Raw genomic sequence first — 25,102 nt, 5'->3', positions numbered from 1 at the left:
CCTGTTGTCAGTTCACGCCGAGCAACGACTTCGGCTCCATGAAGGCTTCCAGCCCGAACGTGCCATATTCCCGCCCGATACCCGATTGCTTGAAGCCGCCAAATGGTGCGGCCGGTTCGTGTGCAAACGTGTTGATCAGTACGCGTCCTGCGTCGATGCGAGTGGCGACTGCGCGAGCCCGTGCCACATCGGCCGAGAGTACGTAGGCCTGCAGCCCGTAGTTTGTGTCATTGGCGATCGCGATCGCTTCCTCGGTATCGCGATACGCAATGATCGACAGCACCGGCCCAAAAATTTCCTCGCGGGCAATCGTCATGTCGTTGCTGACGCCGCTAAATACGGTAGGCCGCACGAACCAGCCGTGCTCCAACGCTTCCGGTCGGCCCTCGCCACCGGCAATCAATCGCGCACCTTCGTCGATGCCGATGCGGATATAGCGTTGCACGCGCTCCCACTGCTTACGGCTGACCATCGGGCCGATCTGCGTAGCCGGATCGCGCGGATCGCCGGTTTGCGTGCGAGCGACTTCAAAGCGCACGCGCTCCTCAAACTCCGCCGCGCGGCTTTGCGGCACAAGAATCCGCGTACCGGCGATACACGCCTGACCGCTGTTCATGAACCCTGCCTGGAGCGCTAACGGCACCGCTTCCGCGAAATCGGCGTCATCGAGTATGACCATCGGCGATTTGCCGCCCAACTCTAACGTGACGCGTTTCAAGGTCTCGGCGCCGGTGCGCAGGATCGTCTTGCCGACCGCCGTCGATCCAGTGAAGGAAATCTTCGCCACGTCCGGATGCGCGCTTATTTCCGCACCCACCGTGTCGCCCCGGCCCGTGACGATATTGAACACGCCCGCGGGCAAGCCGGCTTCGTGCAGCGCCTCGGTAATGATGCGTGTCTGAATCGCGCTCATCTCGCTCGGTTTGACGACGGCTGTGCAGCCCGCTGCAATCGCCGCTGCCAGCTTCCCGCAGATAAAGCCGCCATTGCTATTCCACGGTGTAATCAGTCCTGCGACGCCGAGCGGCTGCATGACGACGTCGGCCGTGCCGGCGCGGCGCGTGAAATCATAGGTCCGCAAGACCTTGATGACTTCCGCCAGCACGTCGGCTGCGTATTTCGCCATCCAGCGCGCGCGTGAGACCGGCGCACCGTATTCCTCGACGATCGCTTCCAGGAGGTCGTCTTCTCTCGCTTGAACCGCGGCGTGCATGCGTTCGAGCAGCGCGATCCGCTCTTCCTTGCTGGTGCGGGAAAATTCCGGGAAGGCGCGTTTGGCGGCTGCGATCGCGCGGCGAGCGTCTTCCGCGTCGGCCAGACGCACCTTGCCGATCACCGTTTCCTTAGCCGGGTTGAACAGGTTGAACCACTCTTCGCCGTGGGGCGTGACGAACGCGCCGTCGATATAGATCTTGTCAATGTGCTGCATGAAAGCTCCTACCCAGGAAGTCGTGTTGCCTCAAAGATAGGCTCAATGGATTAAGCCGACTAGCCATATAATCAAGGATGATTCATTGAGCAGGATGGGATAATGAAGACGCCGGGTTTGAGCGAACTGGAAGGCGTGCTCGCGGTGGCGCGCCATCGCAGCTTCCGCGCAGCGGCGACGGAGCTTGGCGTGTCGACATCGGCGCTCAGTCATGCGATTGCAGCGTTGGAGGCGCGCATTGGCGTGCGGCTTTTTAATCGAACGACACGCAGTGTGTCGTTGTCCGAAGCGGGCGCGCAATTCGTCGACAGTGTGGCGCCAGCGTTGTCGACCATCCGCGTGGCCATCGAGCAGGCCGGCAGCTATCGCGACACACCTGCGGGCACGCTGCGCATCAACACATCGGCGGGCGCGGCGCGGCAAGTGATGCCTTTGCTGCTGGAATACCTGCGGCGCTATCCGGAGATGAAGCTGGATCTCGTCACCGAGGGGCGCATGATCGACATCGTGGTTGAGGGCTTTGACGCCGGCATTCGGTTGGCTGAGACTGTGCCGCAGGATATGATCGCCGTGCCGTTCAACCGGCCGCAGCGTTTTGCAGTCGTTGGGAGTCCGGCTTATTTCGCCGAATATTCGAAACCACGCAGACCGGATGATCTGCGTGCACACCGCTGTATCCGGCTGCGCATGCCGAGCGGGCGTATTTATCACTGGGAGTTCGAGCGCCGCGGCCAGGCGATCAGCGTGGATGTGCAGGGCATGCTGACGCTGGATGACCCGTTGCTGGTGATGGAGGCGGCTCGCGAGGGCTTCGGACTGGCGTATATGACCGAATGGAACGTGGGGGCGGATCTGGAAGCGGGCACGCTGCAGCGTGTGCTGGAGGATTGGACGCCGGCGTTCGACGGGCTGTGTCTTTACTATCCCGGGCGACGTCATGTGCCGGCGGGGCTGCGGGCGTTGATCGAGATGATTCGGGAGGGCGGGTGATTTGGGGGTGCGTTTAGCTGTACTCGATTGGCATGAGGTAATCAGCGACTTGCGCAGTTAGCAAAAATCCGCCACCTTCTAGCATTTTTCTGCGTTCAAGCCAGTTGCACTGCAGCGTGCCGTCACGCGACGAATAACATTTAATGAACTGACATACGGCACGCGCTCGCCCTTTCCGCTATGGGCATCCGCCAGCGCCGCACGGATCGGCTGGAATCCCTGGCTTTCAGTCGCCCACCCACTCTTCCGTCTTATTACTGTTCCGACGAAACAAACCCCCGCGCCAGCCCGCGCTTTCACAGCTTCCCCGCCACCGTGCAAGCTGATCGATTCATACGATGTTAAAACGCAGAACCTTCCTGCTAGGCGGCGCCGGCGCGCTCGGTGCGCTGCTGGTCGGCTGGTCGGTGCTGCCGCCGGGGCAGCGCCTGACCTCCTCCACACCGCTGCCGGCGGAAGGCAACCAGGCCGCACTCAACGGCTGGGTCAAAATCGCCGCGGACAACAGCGTCACGATCATGATGTGCAAAGCGGAAATGGGGCAGGGTATCCATACCGGCCTCGCGATGCTGCTGGCCGAGGAGCTGGACGCCGACTGGTCGCAGGTTCGTGTCGAAAACTCGCCGATCGACAAGATCTACAACAGCGTGCAGAGCATCATCGACGATCTGCCGTTCCGTCCGGACGACGACAGCACGGTCAAGCGCGCCATGGTCTGGATGACCCGCAAGCTGGTGCGCGACGCCGGCACGATGATGACGGGCGGTTCCTCGAGCATGAACGATCTATGGACACCGATGCGTGAAGCAGGCGCCTCGGCGCGCGCGATGCTGATCGGTGCGGCGGCCGCGCAATGGAATGTGCCACCCGGCGAATGCCGTACGGAAAGCGGCTACGTACTGCACGCGTCAGGCCACAAAGCGAGCTTCGGCGAACTGTCCGCGATGGCCGCACAGCAACCGCTGCCACGTAAGGTCGCGCTGAAAGATCCTGCGGACTTCAAACTGATCGGCAAACCGATGCGACGCATTGAAGCCGCATCGAAAATCAACGGCACGGCGCGCTTCGGCATTGACGCGCTTCCCGATGGTCTCATCTACGCAAGCGTGGTGATGTGCCCCACACTGGGCGGCATGGTGGCACATTTCGACGCTTCACCTGCGAAGAACATGCCAGGTTTCATCAAGGCCTTCGCGTTGGCGCCATATGCCGGCGGTAGCGGCGGCGTCGCGGTCATCGCGGACAACGCATTTCGCGCGATGAACGCGGTCAGCGCGGTCAACGTGGTGTGGCATGCCGGTCCCGCAGCCAATCTGTCGAGCGCGTCCGTGGACACCCAGCTCGCGCAAGCGCTGGACGACAGCGACGGCCATGCCTACTACCATCGCGGCGACGTCGACGCCGCATTGAGCCGCGCGGCGCGAACCGTCACCGCCGAGTACCACGCACCGTATCTCGCGCATGGCGCGGTCGAGCCCGTCAATTGCACTGTGCAGGTCGCCGACGGCGCAGCCACCGTTTGGGTCTCGACGCAAATGCCCGCCCTCGCGCGGCAGCACGTCGCGAAGGTGCTGGGCCTCGACGCCGACAAGGTGGATGTGCAAACGCAACTGCTCGGCGGTGCTTTCGGGCGCCGTCTCGAACTCGATTTCATCGCGCAAGCCGCGGCGATTGCGCGCGAGGGCGGTGGTCGTCCGGTGCAAACAATCTGGTCGCGCGCGGAGGATTTCACCCACGATTTCTATCGTCCGGCTTGCGTGTCGCGCTTGAAGGCCGGCTTCGACAAAGACGGCAAGCTGGTCGCGTGGCATGCCACTTCAGCGAGTCAGGCGATCGTGCCGGAATCGCTCGCGCGTTACTACGGCGTGCCGCGCGTTCCGCTCGACAAAACCACTTGCGAGGGCGCGTTCGATCAGCCCTACGAATGGCCCACCGCGCGCGTGGCGCACAAGATCGTCGAATTGCCGGTACCGGTTGGATTTTGGCGATCGGTCGGCCATTCGCATCAGGCGTTTTTCACCGAGGGTTTTACCGACGAACTTGCCGTAGCTGCCGGTCAGGACCCGATTGCGTTTCGCGCGTCGCTGCTCGCGCAGCATCCGCGCCATCTGGCGGTGTTAAAGCGCGTTGCAGCCTTATCGGACTGGGGACATCCACTGACGCATGCCGCCGACGGCACCAGGCGGGCACGTGGCGTCGCGCTGCATGAAGCGTTCGGCAGTGTCGTCGCACAGGTGGCAGAGGTATCGGTCGGCCCCAACAAGCAGATTCGCGTGCATCGGGTGGTCTGCGTGATCGACTGCGGACTGCCGGTGAATCCAAACCTGATTCGTCAGCAGATGGAGAGCGGCATTGTGTTCGGCCTGTCGACTGCGTTGCAGGACGAAATCATCATCGACGGCGGGCAGGTGAAGCAGAAGAACTTCGTCGATTTCCCGGTCGTGCGGATGAACGATTGTCCGGTGATCGAAACCGACATCATGCCGAGCCAGATGCATCCGCAGGGCGTCGGCGAACTGGGCGTGCCGCCGATCGCGCCGGCGGTGGCCAACGCGGTATTCGCGCTGACCGGCCAGCGCTTGCGCGCGTTGCCGCTGAGGCTCGCGTGAAACGCACCGGATTGAGGGAGACAAGCATGGGATCGCTGAACATCAACGGCCGGGCGGTGGCCGTGCAAGCCGAACCGGATATGCCGCTTTTGTGGGTGCTGCGCTGCGACCTCGGCATGACCGGCACCAAGTTCGGCTGCGGCGTGGGCATTTGCGGCGCGTGCACGATCCATCTGGACGGCAAGGCGAGCCTTGCCTGCCAGACGCCCATGTCGAGCTTGCACTCGCAGAAGATCACGACCATCGAAGGCGTGCAAGGCGCCGAAGCGCAGGCGCTAAAAGCGGCGTGGATCGATCTCGACGTGGTGCAGTGCGGCTATTGCCAAAGCGCGCAGTTAATGGCCGCCTGCGCGTTACTCAAGCAGAAGCCTAATCCCACCGATGCGGACATCGACGCGGCGATGTCCAACATCGTGTGCCGTTGCGGCACGTATCCGAGGGTGCGGGCCGCGATTCACCAGGCGGCTGGGAAGCGGCGGCCCGCTTAGGGCCGCCAGAGCCGCATGCGCGAGCATGCGTACGCGTAGACCCGCGCGAGCCACTCAAGCTCAATTCGCCAACATCTCGACGACCGCAACCACTACCGTGAAAACGCCAATGCAGCCGCCCAACGTGGCTGCGCCTTGCATGAAGTTCGACATACGTGCCCCGTAACGTGTGTAGTTGAAGGCTCGTATTTAATCGCAATTGAAAGGTAAAAGAAAGCTTTCCAAAAATAAACTTTGGGACCGGCTATCGCGGTGCTGCTGGGCTAGCCTGGCTCTTGGAAGCGTTGATGGCGGCGTCAATCAGGGCGCTTTTGTGGCCGCCGTGGGGACGGGCTTGACCGGCGCCGCAGCAGCGGGAGTTGCAGCGTTAGACACCGCCGCCCCAACCGCCGTCTGCGCATCGGTCTCCCACCCACCGCCGAGCGCGAGGAACAGGTTGACCTGATCGATCGCCACCTGACCTTCCGCGGCTGCCACCTGAGACTTCGTCGACGTCAGCGTGCGCGTCGCATCCAGATCAGAAATAAACGACTCGCGTCCGGCGCGATACAAGCGATGCGTTTCATCCGCCGACTCGGTGGCCGACTTCAGCGCGGCACGCAAAGCGTCGGCGCGGGCGTAGTCGGACGCATAAGTCGCGAGGCTGGTTTCAGTTTCGCGCAACGCGGTCAGCACCACGCCGTCGAACTTCGCCAATGCGACGTAGCTCGACGCTTCCGCTTCGCGCACACGGCCTCGTGCGCCATTCGTTGGGAAGGTCCAGCTGATCAGCGGACCGAAGGCCCAGCGCGCCGTCGGTGACGTGCCGAGGTCTTCCAGAATCCCCGTCAAACCTGTCGATGCCCCGATACTCACAGTCGGATACAACGCGCCCGTTGCGACGCCGATGCGTGCCGTCGACGCCGCCAGCTGACGTTCGGCCTCGCGCACGTCCGGGCGGCGTTTGAGCAGCGCGGCGCCGTCGCCGACCGGAATCGGCTGACGGATCTGCGGCAGCTTGCTGCAGGCCAGTACCGCCGGCGGCAAATCGGACGGCGCGCGTGCGAGCAGCGCCGCGAGCCGGTATTGCGCAATCTGGCGACGCGCCGTGTAACGCGGAATATCCGCCGCCAAGGTATCGACCTGGGTCTGGCCGCGCGTCACCTCGGTCTGATTGCCGCGGCCCGCGTCGCGCAGCCGGCGCGACACGTCCACGCGCTCCTTCTGCAATGCCAGCGACTGCTGCGCGATCCTGAGCTCCTCGGCGGCCGAGCATTGCTCGACGTAAGAGCGCACCACATCCGCAACCACTGTGATCCGCGCGAGATCGCCGGCCGCCTGCACGGATTCCGTGTCCGCCGACGCCGCTTCGACGCCACGCCGCAGCTTGCCGAACAGATCGATTTCGTACGAGATGCTGATACCGATGTCGCCTTCATTGACGACCGGCAGCTTCTGGGTAAGCAGATACTGCTCGGCTGATTCCTGCGCGCGTTCGAGCAGCACTGAACTCTTGCCGGAGAAACCGCCCTGCGCCTGCGCGACGCCCAACGCTTCACGCGAACGCGCGAGGTTCGCCGCTGCGACGCGCAAGTCGGTATTCGATTGGAGCGCTTCGTCGACGAGGCTGTTCAGCACCGGATCGTCGTAGAGCTTCCACCAGACCGCAGGCACGTTCTGCCGCGTGGTCAGCTTGGCATCGGCGCCTTCGATCGGCGCATTGGCGAGCGGGGCGTTGACTAGCGCCTGCTTCGGCAACGAGTAATTGGGGCCGACGTTCATGCAGCCGTTGAGCGCGACGGCTAACGGCAAAAGCGGCAGCAGCGACAATAAGGGCAGGGCACGCGACATCTTCATTGCGACGCGCCCGAAATGACGGCAGCAGATGTCGGCTGCGTAGTGGAAGCAGCGGGGGCAGCGGACGCAGCCGAAGACATAGCCGGAGCCGCCGATGCATCCACCGTACCCGAAGCGCCCGCAGCCGGATGCTTCTTGCCGTTCGGCGACAGATCGCGCACTGACACCGTCGCCGTGCGTCCGGCGATCATGCGGAAATCGGCGGGGACTTCGTCGAGTGCAACGCGCACTGGAATTCGTTGCGCGAGGCGCACCCAACTGAACGCCGGGTTCACATTCGGCAGCAGATTAGACCCTTGTGTGCGGTCGCGATCTTCAATCCCCGCGACGATGCTTTGCACGTGACCGCGCAGCACCTTGGGCTCGCCCATCACCTGGATATCGACCTGCTGGCCGATGTCGATGCCACGCATCTTGGTTTCTTCGAAATAACCGTCGACGCGGAACGAATGCATATCCACCACTGCCAGCACGGCCCGGCCCGCGGAGACGAACTCGCCGGTACGCGGCGCGCGGTCGTTCAGATAACCGTCGACCGGACTCACGATCGTGGTGCGTTGCAGATTGAGCTTGGCCGTATCGATCGCGACATTCGCATCGGCGAGCGCGGCTTCCGCCGTTTCGACATGCGAGCGGCTTTCTTCGGAGACTTCCGCCGCGACGAGGTTGCCGAGCTGGCGGTTACGCGCGTCTTCGCGGCGCGCCTGATCGAGGGTGGCGCGGCGTTGCTGCGCAGTGGCCTGCGCCTGGCGCAGTGCGAGCGCATAGCGGGCCTGATCGATCACGAACAGCACCTGGCCTTGCTTGACCTGCTGGTTGTCGTTCACCTCGACCGATGAAATCAGCCCCGAGATATCCGGCGCGACCTGGATCACGTCGGCGCGCACGTGACCGTCGCGAGTCCACGGTGCGAACATGTAATAGGCGACCAGTTTCCACAGCACGAAGGCTGCAACCACGACAACGATCAGGGTCAGCAGAATTTGACCGACGGAGAACCAGGTTTTTTTCACGTTATTAGTCTGTGCGAAACGACGACGACAAGGCCCAGCACCAGCACATAGATGCCGAGATCGAAGATGGAGCGGTGCCAGACGAAGCGGTAAAAGCCGACGCGTTCGAACACCGTGCGGATGGCCAGGTTGATCAGATAGGCGATCAACATCAGCACGAGCACGGCTGGCACGAACACGCCGAAGATATCGATTTCACCGATCATCGCGGGAACGGGCAAAGGGGTGGATAGGGTTGCAGGACGGGCGCATCAGGCTGCAGCCTCCGGTTCGGGCGGCGTGGGTGTGATTAGCGTGGCCGGAAACAGCGAAAGACGCAAGCCGACCAGCGCGTGCAACGCGTCGCGCAAATGGCGCGCCGAGGTTTGCGAAGTCGCGCTCGGCGCGCCGGCATTGGCGAGCCCTTGTGCCGTGACGCGCGCCACGGCTGCGTCGATCGACGACATCAGACTCTCGGGCACCGGTTGGCGCGCGCGCTGGTCGATGCACGTTTCGAAGTATTGGCGCACGTCTTCGAGGACATGATCGATCGCGGACGGCGCTTCGCCACCGAGCTTGTGTGTCAGGCGGCGCAGATCGAGCGCGTTGAAGGCGATGCGCAGATCGCGGAAGCTTTCGATCGACGGATGGCGATGGTCGTCTGTAGCGGCAAGGCGCGGAATCAACTGCATCAGGCGGTCGAGCATGCGTGCGGCGAGATTGCGCGGGTCTTCGATTGTTCGTGTGGATGCAGTCAGCACCACGTCGGCCCAGCTCGAGCGCAACAGCCGCGAGGCCGCGAGTTCAGCGCCGAACGGCCGCGTCGCGCGGGTCCACAGATAGGCGTACAGCAAGCCTGCGAGGCCCGCGAGATTGCTGTTCAGGAAGATCAGGAAGTCGGCCGAGTAGGCGTCCTGAATGCTGATGAAGGTGGCGGTATTGACGGCCACGAGCACTGTCACCATGTTGAACTGCGGACGCGGGATCAGCGTGCCGACGAGAATGAACGGTGCGGCGAACAGGATGACCAGCATCGGGAAATCGTGCACTTGGGGCAGCACGGCGAACAGATAGATGCCGGCTGCCACCACGCTGATCGCCGTGGCGACGAAGAACTTGAACACCATGGGCGCGGGTTCGTCGAGCGCAGCGAAGAAGCAGCAGGCGACCGCCGCCAGCGTCACTGCGTTGGCGCCGTCCGCCCAGCCTGAGCTGATCCACAGACTGCACGCAATGACGACCGCGGCGCCGGCGGAAACCGTCGAAAACAGCATGATGCCGCGGTCGAAGAACTGCTCGGTGCCGCCCAGCCGCCAATGGCGAAAACGTGGCCGCCACGAGCCTTCCTCGCGCGTGATGATGATGCGCAGCGAGCGGCAGTCCTGCCACAGGTCGATCACCTGTTTCGTGCGCCAGAGCGCGTTCGAAAGCAGCGCGCCGTCCCAGGTCGCCATCGCGGCCGGCGGCGGCTGCATCGCGGCGATGCGCTCGCGCAACGCGTTGGCTGCTGGGTCGGGGTGATAGCCTCCGCTGATTGCGGGAAGCGGCGCATTGAACCACTTGATGACGTCGTTGAGCAACGCTTCGAGACCCTCTGGCCATGTCTGCCGGCCGCTGTTGTAGAGGGCGATCAGCGGATCGGCCAGCGCCGACATTATCGGCAGCAGCAACTGCATGCGCCCGCGCATCTCGTGAGCACGTGCCAGGATGTCTGGCCGGGTGTGGTCGTAGGCAAGCTGGCTCAGCAGCAGTTCCAGCCCGTTGATCGTGGCCGCGATCCGCTGGCGAGCCCCTGAGATCTCCGAGCCCGCAATGCGCCCGGACAGCGTCTCGGTTGCATAGAACGCGGCGTCGCGAAACCACGCATCGGTCCGCTCGATGATGGTAGGTGCGAGCCGGCTAGGAAACAGCGAACTGCCGACGATGCTCGCGCACACGATGCCGAGCGTGATCTCTTCGGTGCGGCTGATCGCCAGATCGAACACGCCGCCTGGATTCGTCACCGAAGGCAGGGCGATGATCGGCATGGTGTAGGCCGCCAGCATGAACACGTAGCTGCGCGCGGTGCGGTCAGCTACCGCCAGATACAGCAGCGTGCCGATCCACAACGCGACGACCACGCTGAACAGATACGGCGATTCGACGAACGGCGGCACTAACAGTACCGCGGCCGACGCGCCGAGCGCGGTGCCGAGCGCACGATAAAGCGCCTTGGAGCGGGTCGCGCCGACAAACGGATTCGACACGATGTAGACGGTGGCCATCGCCCAGTACGGTCGCGGCAACTCGAGCGAGAGACCGATGTAGAGCGCGATCATCGCCGCGGCAAACGTCTTGACAGAGAACAGCCAGTCGCGGATGGAGGGATAGACCATAAACCGTTACTCGGGATCGCCGGCGTTGCGCGGCGCCGCTGCGTCGGCCGTGAAGGCGGCCAGCACCCGCAAGGTTGCTTCGAGATCGCTGCGCGAGATGCCTTTCAAAGCTTGTGCCCGCAACGTATTGAGCTCTTCTTCCATTTTCGCGGTGACTGCGCGGCCTTCATCGGTGAGTACCACGGTCTTGGCGCGCCGGTCTTCCGGATCTTCGTCGCGGCGCATCAGGCCGGCCGCGCACAGTTGATCGAGCAGCCGCACGAGCGAGGGCCCTTCAATACCGATGTGATCGGCCAGCGTGACCTGCCGCACCGCTTCACCGAGCCGGCTGGCGGTCAGTAGCGGCGTGGCGCACGCTTCGGAAACGTTAAAGGCCGCGAGCACGCCATGGCTCGTGCGCCGCCATTTTCTGGCAGCGACGACCAGGGTGCTGCTGACGGTGCGGCGCAAGACATCGAGATTCGACATGGCCGATATTGTATGGCCTAAATATTCGTTAGCAAACTATTGAATTGGGGTTTTTGTGGAGACGTGCTCTGCGACAGGCTGCCGCCGCAATGTGACAACATCGGTGTTGAACGCGGCGTGACGCTTGGCGTTCGCCACCGGTTCTGAGTTTTTGAGCTTTTCAACGACGGGTTTGACGATGCGCCGCGTTCAAGACAGTGCGCAGTGCACTTTGATCGGAAGCAAGCTGCATGTCATTCAATCTTTCACGACGTCTGGCGATGGGGGGCGCGGCAGCCGGCGCCGCCATGCTCGCCTTGCTTGCGCAACCGGCATTCGCGGTGCATCCCTACGAGTCCCATTTGAAACCGGTGGCCGTGATCTCGGATGCACGGTTCGCGATCGACACGCCTGAGGGCCAAGCTGAATTTCCGCTATATCTGTCGAAGGATTGGAACGTCGCGCAACCGCAAGTGACGCGTGCGGTGATCGTGATTCACGGCAAATTGCGCAACGCGGACGTGTACTTCCGCACCGCACAGAATGCACGCGACGCCGCTCACGTGGATGCGGACAGCACGCTGCTGATCGCGCCGCAATTCCTCGCCACGCTCGACACGCGCGTGCACGACGAGCCGGCCGATCTGTTGCGCTGGACGGGCGACGCGTGGATGGGCGGCGAGGCGGCGCGGGCACCGCTGCCCATCAGTTCATACGAGGTGCTGGACACGATCGTTACGCGCCTCGCGGATCGCAAGCTGTTTCCGAATCTGCGGCACGTTGTGTTCGCAGGGCATTCGGGTGGTGGACAGGTCGTGCAGCGTTACGCTGTGGCGGCGCGCAACATCGACGTGCTGACCAATGAAGGTATTGATGTGCGCTACTTGGTGGCGAGCCCGTCGACGTATGCGTATTTCGATGCACAACGGCCGAATGCGCAAGGTGTAGCAGCGCCGTTCGATGCCGCGCAATGCGCCGGCTTCAATCAATGGAAATACGGCATGGACAATCGGCCGCCATACCTTGACGACCGCTCGCCCGCGCAACTCGAAGCGACTTATGCGTCGCGCCGGATCGACTATCTGGTCGGCGGCGCGGACGACGATCCGCAGCAAAGCGCGCTCGATAAAACCTGTGCCGCCGAAGCGCAAGGTCCGCAGCGCGTCGCGCGTGCAGAAGCGTATTACCGGTACATCCAGGCGCGTCATACGGAAGGCCTGAAACAGAGTTTTCATATCGTGCCGGGTGTGGGCCACGATGGCGCGCGCATGCTGACGTCGGTCTGCGCACTGTCGGCGATGTTCGACACCCAAGGATGCGAGCAATGAGCGGGGCGAGCTTGAATCAGTGTGATGGTGCGGCGCAATGCGCTCTCGCTGCTGACCATCTCGATGCAGGGTCCGGTCCGCGCGTGGCAGGCATCGCGGCCGCTGTTACTGTGACGCCGGCCACCATGTCCAGCCACGTCGCGAACGTCGCAACTCGACTATGGCGAGCGGCGCGATCTCGATGCGCGAAAACACGTCCGGCGACGCCCCGAGCGCGTGAACAATGGCGGCCCGGATTACCGGCGCGTGTGTGACGGCGACGACATGTTGCATATTGCGCGGCGCGCTGCTTGTTCCTGCGCTTAACGCACGGTTTTTTGCCTCGTTTGTTCCATCGCTTGACACACTGTCCCTTGCGCGGGTCGCTCCCTTGCTCAACGTATCGTCTAGCGCATCGAGCCATTGACCTGCCCGCTTCACGAGTTGACTGAAGGACTCGCCGCCGTGCGCGGCAGCGTCGGGATCGTGCGTCCATGCGGCGAGGTCTTGCGGCGCTTCGACGGCGAGATCCGCGAGACGGAGGCCATGCCATCGACCGTAGTCCATATCCGCCAGTCCCTCGTGGACTGTTGCAGCGAGGCCCAAGGCCGACGCCGTATCACGCGCGCAAACGGCAGGGCTAACGAAAACCGCCATGTCGTCCGGAATCGACAGACGCGCACGCGCGGCGTCTGCTTCGGCGAGGCCGCGTGCGTCGAGCGGATCGTTGGCGGGGAAGCGGGCCGCGCGCATCGCCGCGGTCGATGCGTGGCTGATCAGTAACAGCCGTGTGTCCATTCAGTTCATTTCCATAGAGGCCAGACTAAAGCGGGACGCATGCTTTGCGTTGCCGGGAGGCAAAGTTTAGCGCGTAGAATAGCGGCACTGCGAAGCACGGAAGCCGGTGAGAGCCCGGCGCGGTCGCGCCACTGTAATCGGCATTCACGAGCCGAAAGCCAGACCTGAGCTTCGCATCATCCCTCTTCAATCGACTATCGGGGCGCGTTACCCCCAGGAGATGTCCATTATGTCCAACGCTGCTTTCGATTCCGCGACGCAGCCCGTTGCCCAACCCACGCCGATTCCACTGCGTGAACTGCTGCCTTGGGTCGTGTTCGGCGGCTTGTTGCTGTTGCTCGCGCTGTATTTCGTTGGTGCGGAACAGGGTGCCACCTCGCTGGTGCCTGGCATGTATGTGCATGAATTCGTGCACGACGGCCGCCATCTGCTCGGCTTTCCCTGCCACTAACGGAGTCGAACATGGTTGGTAAATTGTTGGTACGCGGGATGCTTGCTGGCATCGCCGCGGGATTGCTCACGTTCGGCTTCGCCAGATTGGTGGGCGAACCGCAGGTCGATCAGGCGATTTCCTTCGAGGAAAAGGCCGAGGCCGCCAAAGGCGACGCGCCTGAACCCGAACTGGTGAGCCGCGGCACGCAAGCGGGTCTGGGATTGTTGACGGGCGTGGTGACGTATGGCGCAGCGTTCGGTGGGCTGTTCTCGCTGGTGTTCGCGTATGCGTACGGCCGCGTCGGCGCATTGAGTGCGCGCGCGTTGTCCGCATGGCTGGCGCTTGGCGCGTTTATTGCGCTGGTGATCGTTCCGAACATCAAATATCCGGCGAATCCACCCTCGGTGGGCGATCCTGACACGATCGGGATGCGGACCGGCTTGTTCTTCCTGATGATCGCGATCTCGCTGGCCGCGATGGTGTTCTCGCTGAAGGTGCGACGCCGCGCGGCGCTGAAGCTGGGCGCGTGGAATGGCTCGATCGTCGCCGGTGTGGTGTTTGTCGTGATCATTGCTGCCGTGCAGTTGTCGATGCCGACGATCAACGAAGTGCCGGCAGCCTTCCCGGCGGTGCTGTTGTGGAAGTTCCGCGTCGCGGCGATCGGGATGCAGGTGATTATGTGGACGACCATTGGGCTGCTGTTCGGCGCCATGGTTGAGCGGAGCAAACTGCTGGCTCCCGCGAACCGCAGCGTGGCGAAGTCTGCTTACCTTTGATGCGAGAGGCGTGACCGCGTCTGCGGTCACGCCGACGTGCAGTGCGAGAGAAGCCAGATACATCAAGTACTTGGCGCGCTTGCCAGAATGTTATCCACAGGCTTGCGAACATTTTCTGTGGACAAGTTCCCCGGCAGCATAACGATATGCGAATCGCTTGGTTGCCCGAAGCCGGGGCAGATCCGACACTCACTCCAATCTCAAGCAAACCGAGTCTGGAGCCATGTCGATCACATCAAGCCTACGCCCATCCTGGGCCACTCACTTCACGGCACTTCTGCTGCTCGCCGCATCGGCAATAACGACGACAACAACGGCCATAGCGGCGCCACCTTCGGGCGATCCGGTCCTGATAGGCGTCAGCGGCCCGTTGACCGGCCAGAATGCCCAGTACGGCGCGCAATGGAAGGCTGGCTTCGATCTCGCGTTGGATGAGATCAACAGCCACGACGGCATCAACGGCCGCCCGCTGAACTACGTCTTCGAGGACAGTCAGAGCGACCCGCGCCAATCCATCACGATTGCGCAGAAATTCGTCAACGACCCGCGCATCCTGATCGAACTCGGCGGTGCGGCAGTCAACGGCGTGGCGACGAACACCAGCTTTTTCCCCCGGCGAGTCCGGACCTGAGGTGCAAAGCTTCGTCAAACGCTTCGAAGCGAAATACCACCGCGAGCCGGACGCGTTCAACGCCTATGCGTACGACGCCGTCATCATCGCCGCCTACGCGCTGCGCGCCGGTGACCCCGACCGCAAAGCGGTGCGCGATGCGCTGCCGAAGCTGCATAACATTCCGAGTGTGGTGTTCGGCAAGGCTAATTTTGATCCGGCGACGCGTCGTGTGATCGGTGTGAAAAACATCAACGTGGTGGTGAAGAACGACAAGTGGGCGTGGCTTGAGAGCAAAGCGACGGTTGCGCAGAAATAGGCATCCTACCGTCCGTCGAACGATCCGTTCATTCACGACATTTTCTCCATGGGCCTTTTACTTGATCACATCGTGATTCGCGTCCACGACCTAACGCAGACCATTGAAGATTTCACTGCGCTCGGTTTCACCGTGCAACAAGGCGGCATTCATGCCGATGGCGTGACGCACAACGCGCTGATCGGTTTCGCCGACGGAAGTTACATCGAGCTAATTGCTTTCTTGCAGGCGGCGCCGCAGCGTCGTTGGTGGGACGTGGGGCAGCGTCACGGCGATGGCTTTGTCGATTACGCGTTGTTGCCGTCGAGCGTGGGCGCCGTGATCGACGCTGCGCATGGACGCGGATTGAAATACGACGGTCCGCAGGCGGGTGGGCGTGTGCGTCCGGACGGCGCGCGGCTCGAGTGGCAGACCGGCCGGCCGCAGACCAGTGACTTGCCATTCCTGTGCGGGGATATCACGCCGCGTGATCTGTGTGTGGCTGAAGGCGCGGTGCGTGAGCATGCGAACGGCGTGCGAGGGGTAGCGAGTTTGACGGTTGCTGTGGAGGATCTGACGGCGAGTGTGCAGCGGTATCGGGCGTTGCTCGGTGTGAGTGAGCGGGAGACGCGGGCAGTGGCGTTGCCGGGGCTGGGGGCCGTGTCGGCGATGGTGTCGATCGGCGATGCGTCCGTCGTGTTGTTGAGCCCCGTGCATGCCGATGCCGCGAGCGTCACCACCGAAGGCGCGGCGTTGCGCCAGCAACTCGCCACGCGTGGGGACGCGGTGTTTGATGTGGTGCTGCGCGCCGACGGTCACGCGGAGTCGCGGGTACTTGATCGTGATCGCACGCATGACGCGTGGTTTGAGATCGCTGCGGGGTGAGGGGAGTCGTCTTTCGGCGCGCAGCGTGCAGCGCTTAGGAAGTTAAGTGGATCAAGCAGTTGGCGTTGTTGTGGGGATGTTATCCACAGCCTTGCGAACAGATTCTGTTGATAACTTGCGAGGTTCCGTAAGGTCCTTTGTGGACCGGGGTTTGCGGACGCGTGGGGCATCAGGAATGAAGTCAGGCAGGCCGTTTTTTCGCATTCCCTCCACGTTTCCCCATCCGCTGCGTTGCACTGGAAATAGGCAGGAAACAGTCGGAAAGTGGGCGTAAAACAAACCATGTGATGTATGTCTTATGCAACACACAATCTGTCTGACAGACTTCTATCCGTTCATTCGTAAATTATCTGGAAACCTTATTTGTCAACTAGAGCGTACCTGCGGATAGCGGCATATTCTTGAGTGCCTTCCACGGCGACGCCGCAAAAGTATGCGATTCAGTTATCTCTTTAACAGTTTGCAATACTAAATGAATTGCGTTGAAAAAAAATGACATCATTCTGAGACTGTCCTATTTGATTCGGTCCCAAAGTCCACTAGAGTTTTTGCCGGGGTATCCCGTGAATCTCTAACAGGAGGGGGTGTGAGTCAAAAAACGGGTTCTGCGCACCGACACTACCGTCTCGACATGCCACAGGCCAGCAGTGCCGAGTTGGCCGATATCTTTGCCTTTGAGGGAGAGCGGACCATCGGGGAGCCCACCCGGTATCAGATCCGGTTCACGCATCCGCGGCCGGACCTCTCACGCAGCGACTACCTGAACAAGCCAGCGGCGTTCGTGATCCAGCCGCCATTCAACCCGCTCATGACGCTCAAGCCGGAACCCGAACGGCGTGTGCAGGGGGTGATCACGGGCTTCAGCCAGCGGAGCAGCAGCCGGGACGAAACCACCTATGAGGTGTTGCTGGAGTCGCGCCTGGCCCTGCTGCGCAACACGCCCAGGTGCCGGTTCTTTCTTGAAAAGAGTTTTCCGGAGATCATCGAGCAGATCCTGCGCGAACACGGCTTCGACAGGATCCACGGAAGCTTCGAGTTCAACCTGTACCGTCAATATGGTCGGCGCGCATTCGTGATGCAGTGGCAGGAAGACGACCTGACCTTCATCACGCGGCTATGCCGCCGCTCTGGTATCTGGTTTGTCTGCGAGCAGGGCAAGCACTGCGAAAACGTGCGGTTTGGTGACGACTTCACGCACTACCGCCGCGACCCGGACCTGACCGTGCCGTATCGCCAGTACAGCGGCCTGGAAAGCTCAGGGGCGGAATCGGTCGATTCGCTTGAAATGGACGCGACGACCTTGCCGACGAGCTACAAGGTGCGCACGTTCAGCACTGAGCGTCCGGTATCCGAACCGATCGAAGCGGCCAGCCGGATCACTGAGGACCGTACCACCTATGGCGAGGCTTATACGTGGGGCACGCCGGACCTGAGCGAGGATGAGGCGAAGGCAGAAGCGCTGCTGCGGCGCGAGGCGGTCGTAGCAGCGCAGGCGGTGTATCGCGGCGCCGGCAACATGCTGGACCTCGCGGCCAGTTGCATCCTCAAGTTCTCGAACCGGAAACTGCCCGACGCCGAGTACGGGCTGGTTGCTGTACGGGTTAAATGCAGCGCATCGCGCAAGCAGCCTTACCGTGTCGAGTTCACCGCGATTCCGTCCGACCGGCTGTACCGGCTGCCTCTGCTGGAACATACGTGGCCCAGGATCGAGGGGGTCATTACGGGCACCATTGCCTCGCCGGGCGGGTACAAGGACCCGTATCTGGACGCGCAGGGCTCCTATATCGTGCACATCCACGCGGATCAGGACAAGCGCAAACCTGGACTGGAAAGCTGCCCGATGCGACTGGCGAAGCCGTTCGCGGGCGCGGGACAGACCGGTTTCCATTTCGGTCTGGTCGAAGGGACGATCGTGACCGTGGGTTTCCTGTGGGGCTGCCCGGACCTTCCCTTCATCAGTCAGGTACTGCACACGGCGCAGGATACCGACCCGATCAATTCAACCTACCCGTGGGGCACGCGCAACACGCTGCGCACGCGCTCGAACAACACGTTCCAGTTAGAGGACCGCGCAGGCCGCGAGCACATCAAGGTTGCGACGGAACAGGGAAAGTCACAACTGAACCTTGGGCATTCGGTTGATCGCGACCAGAACGAGCGCGGTAACGGTGCCGAGCTTCGCACCGACGGAACATCGGTTATGCGCGGTGGCGCGGGCGCGATGATGACGGCTTATAACCGTCCGGGTGGTGGCGGGCATCAGATCGACATGCAGGAAACGGCTGCGCAGCTCAAGGAAATGCTGGCGCTTGCTGAATCGCTGGCGCAATCCGCCGAAGCGTCGAAGGCGTCGCCAGCGGACACCAGCGCACAGAGAGCGATTAACGACTCTCTGAACGAACTCAGCCAGCCCGGTGCGCTTGTCACTGCACCCGGCCCGGTTGGCATCGTGTCAGGTGATGGCGTACAGCTCGCCGCCGATGGCTCTATCATCGCGACGGCGAAGAAGGGTGTCCACGTCAGCACACTGAAGCAGCTTACCGCTGCGGCACGGGGCGTCATTTCGCTTTTCACGCAGGCGGGCATGAAGCTCGTCGCTTCGGCTGGCGCGGTCGTCATGCAGGCCCAGCGCGGCCCCATGCAGCTCGCCGCCCAGGAGGACATGACCATCGAGACCGTTGACGGCGTGGTGCATGTGAAGTCCCCGAAGGAAATCGTACTGAATGTAGGTGGCTCGTATTTCCGCATGACGCCTGACAAGATCGAAGCGGGCACACGCGGCGGCATCCTGTTCAGAACAAGCAGCCTGAAGATGGCGGGTCCTGCACAGATGGACCTGGGCGGTACGGCTTTCGCACCGAAGTTCGTGCCGTTCACGACGGACTGCGAGGTATGGCGCACCAATCCGAAGTTCATGGAGCTGACCGCGCCTGCCCCGGCGCCAGACACGCCGCAGTTGGAGGACGTGGCCAGTACAGGAGCCTTGGCTCCATCGGCGCTTCAGTCGGACTCGGCGCAGCCGGAAAGAATGGGCAATACAGGCCCAGTTGCACCGTCTCCGTTGGGTGACTTCTTCTCACGACGAGGCCCATTAAAAATAAACGATCCAGACAACAGCCCAAAAGGGAACGTGGGGAGAAACCCCATTGAATATCCGGATCCGGTCATACTGAAGCAACCTGCGTCATGCAACTGGAAACTGGACGACTTTAATAAAAAAGCCATTCTGAATCGGGAGACGCCGACATATCACAAATATGTTTTGGATAGATCGGCGCCGATTGCCGATGCTAATGGAGGGGCAGTGGAATGTGCGGGAAATGGTACTACGGAATGTCAGTTCATTTACGATTCGAATAACAAAACATTGACCGCGAAGGTAATGATCGCTTTAGTGCCGAGATTGCTTGTGAAGAGGGATCCGGCAACGCAACAGCCTTTGCGTGACGCGCAAAACAATTATGTTGAAGTGAAATACCACAGCAGTCAAAATGGCGCCAACTCCGGAAAAACATTTGCTCAACAGGGGTTGATGTTAATTGATCGGAGTGTAAATGAAGTTGATTCTTCGACATATAAGAATCAGATTGAAAGTACCCTAAATCAGGGGGGCTATAAATTGATACTTGATGGATGCCAAAAAGGGGCTTCCTGCGGTTGTCGTGTCTCGGTCAAATTCTGCGCCGATGTTCACGTGGTTAGTCCGGCAGACGCCGCGACTCTCAAGGCAAATGTGACTATCGACATATTTCGTGAAACTAAACGAGCGGATTCTATGCATTGGCCAGAAACGGATACCGAAATTGATTTATCTGGAATGCCCGGCGACGTAACTTGGCAGGTGAAGGCGCACGAAACTGGGCATTTGTTCGCTTTTCCTGATGAATATTGGAGTGACGGAGGATTCGTCCATAAACAATACGTGAGGAGTGACGAGACACTTAATTTTGATTTAGGTGACGAAAATGCAACTAAAAATGTTACGTGGCAAATTGAATCGCAGCCAAATCTCATGGGATACGGATGCAATCATGCTGCGGCAGCCGTGCAACCTTACTATCTCGAATACATCCGGCAATGGTTCCGTGACTATACCAATAAAGAATGGAGAATCAAGAATGGAGAATCGGAGTTGCCAGCAGCACGTGATTTAGTGCAGCGACGGGCACGATGGACGATAAGAACCAGAGCACGCTACCTATTCTGGACGATGTTGGTGCCGCTGTTAAATTTGATTTTGGGGGGTACACAAGTCATGGCTAATACTGTAGAGACTTCAACTGCTCGCGCAGGTCAATTCGCGTTGTCTTGGGGGGGCGGATTACAAAATGGACCAAGGGAAATAAGTTTTGATGGTGAACGCAGGTTCTATTTCGCAACGGGTGATACCGAAGGTAGTGAGACACAGGCTGGGGTGGGCGCATTTGAGCTTGACTTGCAGAATGCCGACCTAGCGGAAGTGAAAGCTGCCGGGGAGATTTTGTGTGAAAAGGATATTCAAAAAGGCGGCCCTGAATTGTCTGATTCATCAGCTACTTTTTCAGTGGCTTGTCTTGACGCTGGGGAACTCGTTATCAAGACAGGTTCTCTACATTTGATCCCACAAAACCTGCAGGAAAAATTATATCCGATTACATCTAAATTTTCCGACAAGGCTTATGCAGAAGGGAAAAAATTAGTCAAACTTGATTTCTCTACTTACAGAATAGAAGTAAAAAATGGTGTTTATGTTGTGTCGGTAAAGTTTATCAATTCCGGAAATGGGCGCGTAAGTTTCACAACGCCGGATCAATGGACTGGAACAGCTGTCGGCGGACGATTGGGAGTGGGCGGTATCGCCAAGGTAAGCAGCAATAACGTGCTGGATAAATCGTCAAGGGCTTGGCAATTTGCGTTGGGCCGACAAAAACTTGTCAATCTGGACGATTTTCCGGATGGTATAGTTAATTTGAATCCGGGTGAAGTAAAGATCTTGCAATTTCAGACATCCCCGAACGATAAAGGCTCAAAGGGTGAGTATGAATTTTCGGGTATTGCGTTTATGAATATTAAATGTGAAGGCGAAAGATGGGTGGCTTCGACACGCGTAATTTTCAATCCACTCAAAACGCGTGTGACCATCGACCACGACTACCCTTCTACGCCGCAGGAGCGCGAGCAATGGGAGGCGAAGCACCGCGCCGACATGTCGTTCCAGACAGTAAAGCCTGGTGAGACATTTGCCGAGGACGGTCTGTATCGGGCCGTGCGCCAGATTTCCGGCGCAAGTTACCGCAGCCTGCAGGTCAAACCATTCAAGGCCGGGGACATTGCCACCACCGAAAACGTGAGGATGCCGATGGAATCCGCGAACGGTGTCGAGATCAATGGTCCGGTGCAGTGGGTATGGGAAGCCAGTGCCCCAACACGCACCAAACCATTTTCGTCCGATTACATCGAAGGCACCGAGCATGTCTGCAAGCCTGGCGCCCCCTGTCCGCGCAACGGGCGCTGGATCGAGCGAACCGTGCCCGATTCTTGGGCCGGAAACTACACGTACCGTCTTTCCAGCCTCATCACGCGACGCGCGGGACAGCAGATGCCGCAGGTTCAGGGCGACGCGGGCAAGACCGAATGGGAATGGGTGGGAGCCTGATATGGGAGAGCGTGCCCACATTCTCCAGTATGACCGGACCAGCGCGGGCGGCACCGTGCTCGATGGTCTTGATGACGTGTGCTGGAACGACCGCAAGCTAAGTTACCTCGGTGCGAGGGTCCAGTGTCCCGCGTGTAATTCCATTGGCCGGATCGGGCCGGATGGTACCCGCCCCGACAATGATCTGGTTGGCAGGCAGCCCGCCCTGGAGGGGGACTTCTGCCTGTGTGCCTGCAGTCCGAAGCCAACCCTGATTGCGTCACAGAAAGACTGGACGCTCGACACCTGAATTACAGACAGGGGGATCGATGACATTCCGTTGGGATCAACCCATGCCGCCTGAGATGGAGACGCCTGAGCCACCATCGGTATGGGTTTTCGTATTGCTGTACCTCGTGACTGAAGGCTCCGCCATGTTTTTGACGCTGAGCAGTTGGCCCAAGGGCGAGCCTGTTGCGTCACAGAAGTTCATGCTGGATGCAGTCGTTGCCCCCCTCCTTGTCTGGCTGGGAATCAGCATTGCTCTGTATCAAGCGATGTATGGGCTATTGATCTACCGCGTTCCGTCGTTCTGAACTACGAGCAGGACAGTCAACGGCTGAATGTGCAGCTAGTTGACCCGGCTAAGGCGGCCCCGATCTTGGCAGGAATATTCACAGTGCCGATCCTATTCGACGAATTCGATTTCAAGCTTGACGGCGAATTCGCGCGTCGGTTTGGAGGTGGAGTGCTCAATCTGATTGCATTGGGTCAGCCGGACATCAAGCAATACATGACCTTCACACCACACCCAATCGACAGGCCGTCGGGACAGTAATTGGCCGTGCCATGCAGGCTGACAAGTGCAGCTTGCAGGAACGTATTCGTATCAATGGCTTGGCGCTGTTGTGGGGGTGTTATCCACAGCCTTGCGAACATTTTCTGTGGACAAGTTCACAACAGCAGCAATCCCCCCAACGCCGTAGGCAAACAGAACCAAAACCCCATCGCCGCCTACGCGCGTCTACCTCTAAGCGCCCAATTGAACACGCTCGGCGTTTTGGCAACCGGCTGCGTCAACCGATCAAACAACTGTGCGACGGCGCCATCTAGCTGAACGAGTGCCGGTGCCTTTGCCGGATCGATATCAACGGCAGCAGTCACCGACACACGCTCATCCAACTCGCCGCGCGCAGAATCCGCTACGCCACCGTTGAACCGCACGATCAACGAATCGAGCCGCGCCACAATCGATTCCACATGCGCAGCGCCGACATCTGCCGCATTGAGCGCCACATCTTCCGACGACGCGCCGCGCCGCGAAGGATCACTCAACACTCGCGCCCAGTGCAAACAACACAGTAGCGAACCGGTGGCGAGTTCGACGCCGGGATTCCACACCACCACTCGCTGCGTCTGCAGCGGTTTTAACGCGATCCGCAGATCATGCCAGGCGCGATCGAGCTTGCGCATGGCCGGCGCCGTCTCAGACGCTAGAGCAGTGGAGCCTGTGAGCCGCACCACCTCGCGCAGTGCACCAAGCACAGCCCCAAGCCTCGCCTCGACATGCCGAGTCGCCGCCAGCGGCATCATCAAAATCGCGACCGCAAACGACACGAGGCAACCGACCAGCACTTCTTCGATTCGCAACTCAACCAGCGGTCCCATCGCAAAGCCCAACTCGCCATACACGAGCCCGACGAGCACGGTAATAAAAAACACCCCCGGCGCATACGCACTCAGGATGTAGTAAGCCCAACCGAACACGCACAGCACCATCGCAGCCACGAGCAGCACGGGCGAGTCGTGCAGCGGCGCGACCAGTAACACGCTGACTAACGCGCCCGCCAGCGTCCCGGCGAGGCGCTGCGCGCCGCGATAAACCGTGTCAGCGCGTGAACGCGTACCGAGAAACACCACGAACGTCGTGATGACCGCCCAGAACCAGCGCTCAGGAGACAGCGAGTGGCCGATCAGCATCGCGAGAAAAGCTGCGGTCGTTGCGCGCGTGGCGGGCAGCCAGCAGAGCTTTGCACGCAAATCGGCAAACCGTTGGGCGACGGACTGAGAACCTGCACCGCGAGCCGACAAAATCGAAGCGTGGCGCCGCGCATTGCCCCGATGCGCGATCTCCTTCAGCCGCACGATCGCGTGACGCAGCACGTCCGCACTCGCCTGCGCGCTGCCATGTGCAGGCGCCGAAGCAAACGCATGCTGCCCAGCTGCGACTTCCACTTCCACGATCCGCTCGCGAATCGTCTCGGTATCGAGCGAATTCAGCAACGCCAGTTGTTCTTCAAGCGAGAGCGCGGCTTCGTTCAGTGCCGACAGATGCGCCGCGCTCGACGCAGTGAGTACACGCGATGCGCGCAATGTCACCGTATGAATGGCAAGCCGGAAGCTGGCAGCCGCCCGCATCGGCACGATCACACGACCGACCAGCGCGACCATCATTGGGCCGAATGCGGACAGCAAGAGCGATTGCACAAGGTGCAAGGACGAGGGATGCAGGTACAGCCCAAGGTAGAAACACACCACGCCCAGCATCGCGCAACCCAGCGCACGCGGACCGCACGCCTGGACCAGCATGCCGGCGAACATCACGACCAGGAAGCCCGCATCGCCAGCGAGCGGATAACGGCTCAGTACGCCCGCTGCGGCAAAGCACACGCAGGCGCAGAGATAAAGACAGAACAGTGTGCCGAGCCATGCCGACCGCCGCGCATCGCGCACGAACAAAGGCGCCACCATCGCAAAGAGGATGCCGGGCGCGGCGAGGATAATCGATTGGTGACGAAAGACGGTCCACGCGATGCTGGCAATACCGGTTAGCAGGCAGGCAAGCGCGACGCGCAGCGCGGTATGGAGACGCACGAGTCCCGGGTCCGCAACCAGCAGGCGGTCGGCGACGCGCGAAAACGCGGCAGCAATCATGATCGATGATGTCCAGGCTAAATGGCCGCCACCGGCTTTTGGCCGATTGCGACAGGGCGGGCATGCGAGCCCGCCACCTTCGTATCGTCGAATGAGGCTGCCGTGCCGGGATCACCGGCTGGAAGCCCCGTCCGACGACGGGCGATAACACTCGAACAGGCACGCCGAATGCGCTGCAAAGGGTGGCACAGCGCGTCCGATGGGTTCGGGTTTTCCCGGATGATACCGGGTCAAAATTACGGTTGTCGAATTTTTGTGGCGGCGCAGCAGGGCTGCACCGG

19 protein-coding genes, 1 pseudogene and 1 riboswitch are annotated in these 25,102 nt (G+C 60.9%); of the genes and pseudogenes, 12 read left to right on the top strand and 8 right to left on the bottom strand.

What is annotated here, in order from left to right; translation table 11 throughout:
* Positions 1 to 7: 7 nt before the first annotated feature.
* A complete protein-coding gene (locus tag GNZ13_RS00395) occupies positions 8 to 1,429 on the bottom strand; it encodes an aldehyde dehydrogenase family protein (protein WP_172159474.1) in 1,422 nt (473 codons plus the stop codon).
* 102 nt (positions 1,430 to 1,531) lie between these two features.
* On the opposite strand from GNZ13_RS00395, the gene GNZ13_RS00390 reads away from it, so the two are divergent.
* The 3 genes from GNZ13_RS00390 (at position 1,532) to GNZ13_RS00380 (ending at position 5,516) form a co-directional block, all read left to right on the top strand.
* On the top strand, positions 1,532 to 2,419 hold the full coding sequence (locus GNZ13_RS00390; protein ID WP_172159472.1) for a LysR family transcriptional regulator: 888 nt from the start codon (positions 1,532 to 1,534) through the stop codon (positions 2,417 to 2,419).
* A gap of 338 nt (positions 2,420 to 2,757) precedes the next feature.
* Positions 2,758 to 5,028, top strand: coding sequence for a xanthine dehydrogenase family protein molybdopterin-binding subunit (locus GNZ13_RS00385; RefSeq protein WP_172159470.1), 2,271 nt, complete (start codon positions 2,758 to 2,760; stop codon positions 5,026 to 5,028).
* 26 nt (positions 5,029 to 5,054) lie between these two features.
* The gene (locus GNZ13_RS00380) at positions 5,055 to 5,516 is read left to right on the top strand and encodes a (2Fe-2S)-binding protein (protein WP_172159468.1); all 462 of its coding nucleotides are present in this window, start codon (positions 5,055 to 5,057) and stop codon (positions 5,514 to 5,516) included.
* A gap of 300 nt (positions 5,517 to 5,816) precedes the next feature.
* Here GNZ13_RS00380 and GNZ13_RS00375 read toward each other — a convergent pair whose 3' ends face one another.
* From GNZ13_RS00375 to GNZ13_RS00355, 5 genes are read right to left on the bottom strand one after another with little or no spacing between them, the layout of a single operon-like run.
* On the bottom strand, positions 5,817 to 7,352 hold the full coding sequence (locus GNZ13_RS00375; protein WP_172159466.1) for an efflux transporter outer membrane subunit: 1,536 nt from the start codon (positions 7,350 to 7,352) through the stop codon (positions 5,817 to 5,819).
* Positions 7,349 to 8,365: an efflux RND transporter periplasmic adaptor subunit gene (locus GNZ13_RS00370; RefSeq protein WP_172159464.1), complete on the bottom strand. Its 1,017-nt coding sequence runs from the start codon at positions 8,363 to 8,365 to the stop codon at positions 7,349 to 7,351. The genes GNZ13_RS00375 and GNZ13_RS00370 overlap by 4 nt, the downstream gene beginning before the upstream one ends.
* Complete coding sequence (locus tag GNZ13_RS00365) at positions 8,362 to 8,571, bottom strand: DUF1656 domain-containing protein (RefSeq protein ID WP_054040146.1); 210 nt, start codon at positions 8,569 to 8,571, stop codon at positions 8,362 to 8,364. The genes GNZ13_RS00370 and GNZ13_RS00365 overlap by 4 nt, the downstream gene beginning before the upstream one ends.
* A gap of 45 nt (positions 8,572 to 8,616) precedes the next feature.
* Positions 8,617 to 10,719 carry an FUSC family protein gene (locus tag GNZ13_RS00360; protein ID WP_172159462.1) on the bottom strand — a complete coding sequence of 701 codons (2,103 nt, stop codon included), beginning with the start codon at positions 10,717 to 10,719 and terminating at the stop codon, positions 8,617 to 8,619.
* Between the two features lie 6 nt (positions 10,720 to 10,725).
* The gene (locus tag GNZ13_RS00355; RefSeq protein ID WP_172159460.1) at positions 10,726 to 11,187 is read right to left on the bottom strand and encodes a MarR family winged helix-turn-helix transcriptional regulator; all 462 of its coding nucleotides are present in this window, start codon (positions 11,185 to 11,187) and stop codon (positions 10,726 to 10,728) included.
* A 230-nt stretch (positions 11,188 to 11,417) separates the two neighbouring features.
* On the opposite strand from GNZ13_RS00355, the gene GNZ13_RS00350 reads away from it, so the two are divergent.
* The gene (locus tag GNZ13_RS00350; protein ID WP_172159458.1) at positions 11,418 to 12,494 is read left to right on the top strand and encodes an alpha/beta hydrolase; all 1,077 of its coding nucleotides are present in this window, start codon (positions 11,418 to 11,420) and stop codon (positions 12,492 to 12,494) included.
* Positions 12,495 to 12,599: 105 nt separating this feature from the next.
* Here GNZ13_RS00350 and GNZ13_RS00345 read toward each other — a convergent pair whose 3' ends face one another.
* On the bottom strand, positions 12,600 to 13,271 hold the full coding sequence (locus GNZ13_RS00345; RefSeq protein ID WP_172159456.1) for a histidine phosphatase family protein: 672 nt from the start codon (positions 13,269 to 13,271) through the stop codon (positions 12,600 to 12,602).
* 88 nt (positions 13,272 to 13,359) lie between these two features.
* Positions 13,360 to 13,447, top strand: a riboswitch (adenosylcobalamin (AdoCbl) riboswitch).
* A gap of 53 nt (positions 13,448 to 13,500) precedes the next feature.
* On the opposite strand from GNZ13_RS00345, the gene GNZ13_RS00340 reads away from it, so the two are divergent.
* The 8 genes and pseudogenes from GNZ13_RS00340 to GNZ13_RS53740 all read left to right on the top strand — a co-directional run bounded on the left by GNZ13_RS00340 (position 13,501) and on the right by GNZ13_RS53740 (position 22,725).
* Positions 13,501 to 13,722 carry a CbtB domain-containing protein gene (locus GNZ13_RS00340; RefSeq protein WP_172159454.1) on the top strand — a complete coding sequence of 74 codons (222 nt, stop codon included), beginning with the start codon at positions 13,501 to 13,503 and terminating at the stop codon, positions 13,720 to 13,722.
* A gap of 11 nt (positions 13,723 to 13,733) precedes the next feature.
* Positions 13,734 to 14,480 (top strand): CbtA family protein, encoded by a 747-nt coding sequence (locus GNZ13_RS00335; RefSeq protein ID WP_172159452.1) that lies wholly within the window; start codon positions 13,734 to 13,736, stop codon positions 14,478 to 14,480.
* 223 nt (positions 14,481 to 14,703) lie between these two features.
* Positions 14,704 to 15,409 (top strand): annotated as a pseudogene (locus tag GNZ13_RS00330) (ABC transporter substrate-binding protein).
* Positions 15,410 to 15,457: 48 nt separating this feature from the next.
* Positions 15,458 to 16,273, top strand: a complete 816-nt coding sequence (locus tag GNZ13_RS00325; RefSeq protein ID WP_172159450.1) for a VOC family protein — start codon at positions 15,458 to 15,460, stop codon at positions 16,271 to 16,273.
* A 586-nt stretch (positions 16,274 to 16,859) separates the two neighbouring features.
* Positions 16,860 to 21,908 (top strand): type VI secretion system Vgr family protein, encoded by a 5,049-nt coding sequence (locus GNZ13_RS00320; protein WP_328807154.1) that lies wholly within the window; start codon positions 16,860 to 16,862, stop codon positions 21,906 to 21,908.
* Position 21,909: 1 nt separating this feature from the next.
* Positions 21,910 to 22,197: a PAAR domain-containing protein gene (locus tag GNZ13_RS54115; RefSeq protein ID WP_407945594.1), complete on the top strand. Its 288-nt coding sequence runs from the start codon at positions 21,910 to 21,912 to the stop codon at positions 22,195 to 22,197.
* Positions 22,198 to 22,216: 19 nt separating this feature from the next.
* Entirely contained in the window at positions 22,217 to 22,483 is a 267-nt protein-coding gene (locus GNZ13_RS00315) for a hypothetical protein (protein WP_172159423.1), read from the top strand.
* Positions 22,484 to 22,566: 83 nt separating this feature from the next.
* On the top strand, positions 22,567 to 22,725 hold the full coding sequence (locus GNZ13_RS53740; protein ID WP_328807153.1) for a hypothetical protein: 159 nt from the start codon (positions 22,567 to 22,569) through the stop codon (positions 22,723 to 22,725).
* 176 nt (positions 22,726 to 22,901) lie between these two features.
* On the opposite strand, the gene GNZ13_RS00305 is transcribed toward GNZ13_RS53740, so the two are convergent.
* The gene (locus GNZ13_RS00305; protein WP_172159448.1) at positions 22,902 to 24,821 is read right to left on the bottom strand and encodes an FUSC family protein; all 1,920 of its coding nucleotides are present in this window, start codon (positions 24,819 to 24,821) and stop codon (positions 22,902 to 22,904) included.
* Between the last annotated feature and the right edge of the window lie 281 nt (positions 24,822 to 25,102).

The organism is Paraburkholderia elongata, from assembly GCF_013177735.1.
Classification (GTDB): Bacteria; Pseudomonadota; Gammaproteobacteria; order Burkholderiales; family Burkholderiaceae; genus Paraburkholderia; species Paraburkholderia elongata.
The sequence above is the reverse complement of the archived record's forward strand: the minus strand, read 5'-3'. Positions and strand labels throughout refer to the sequence as shown.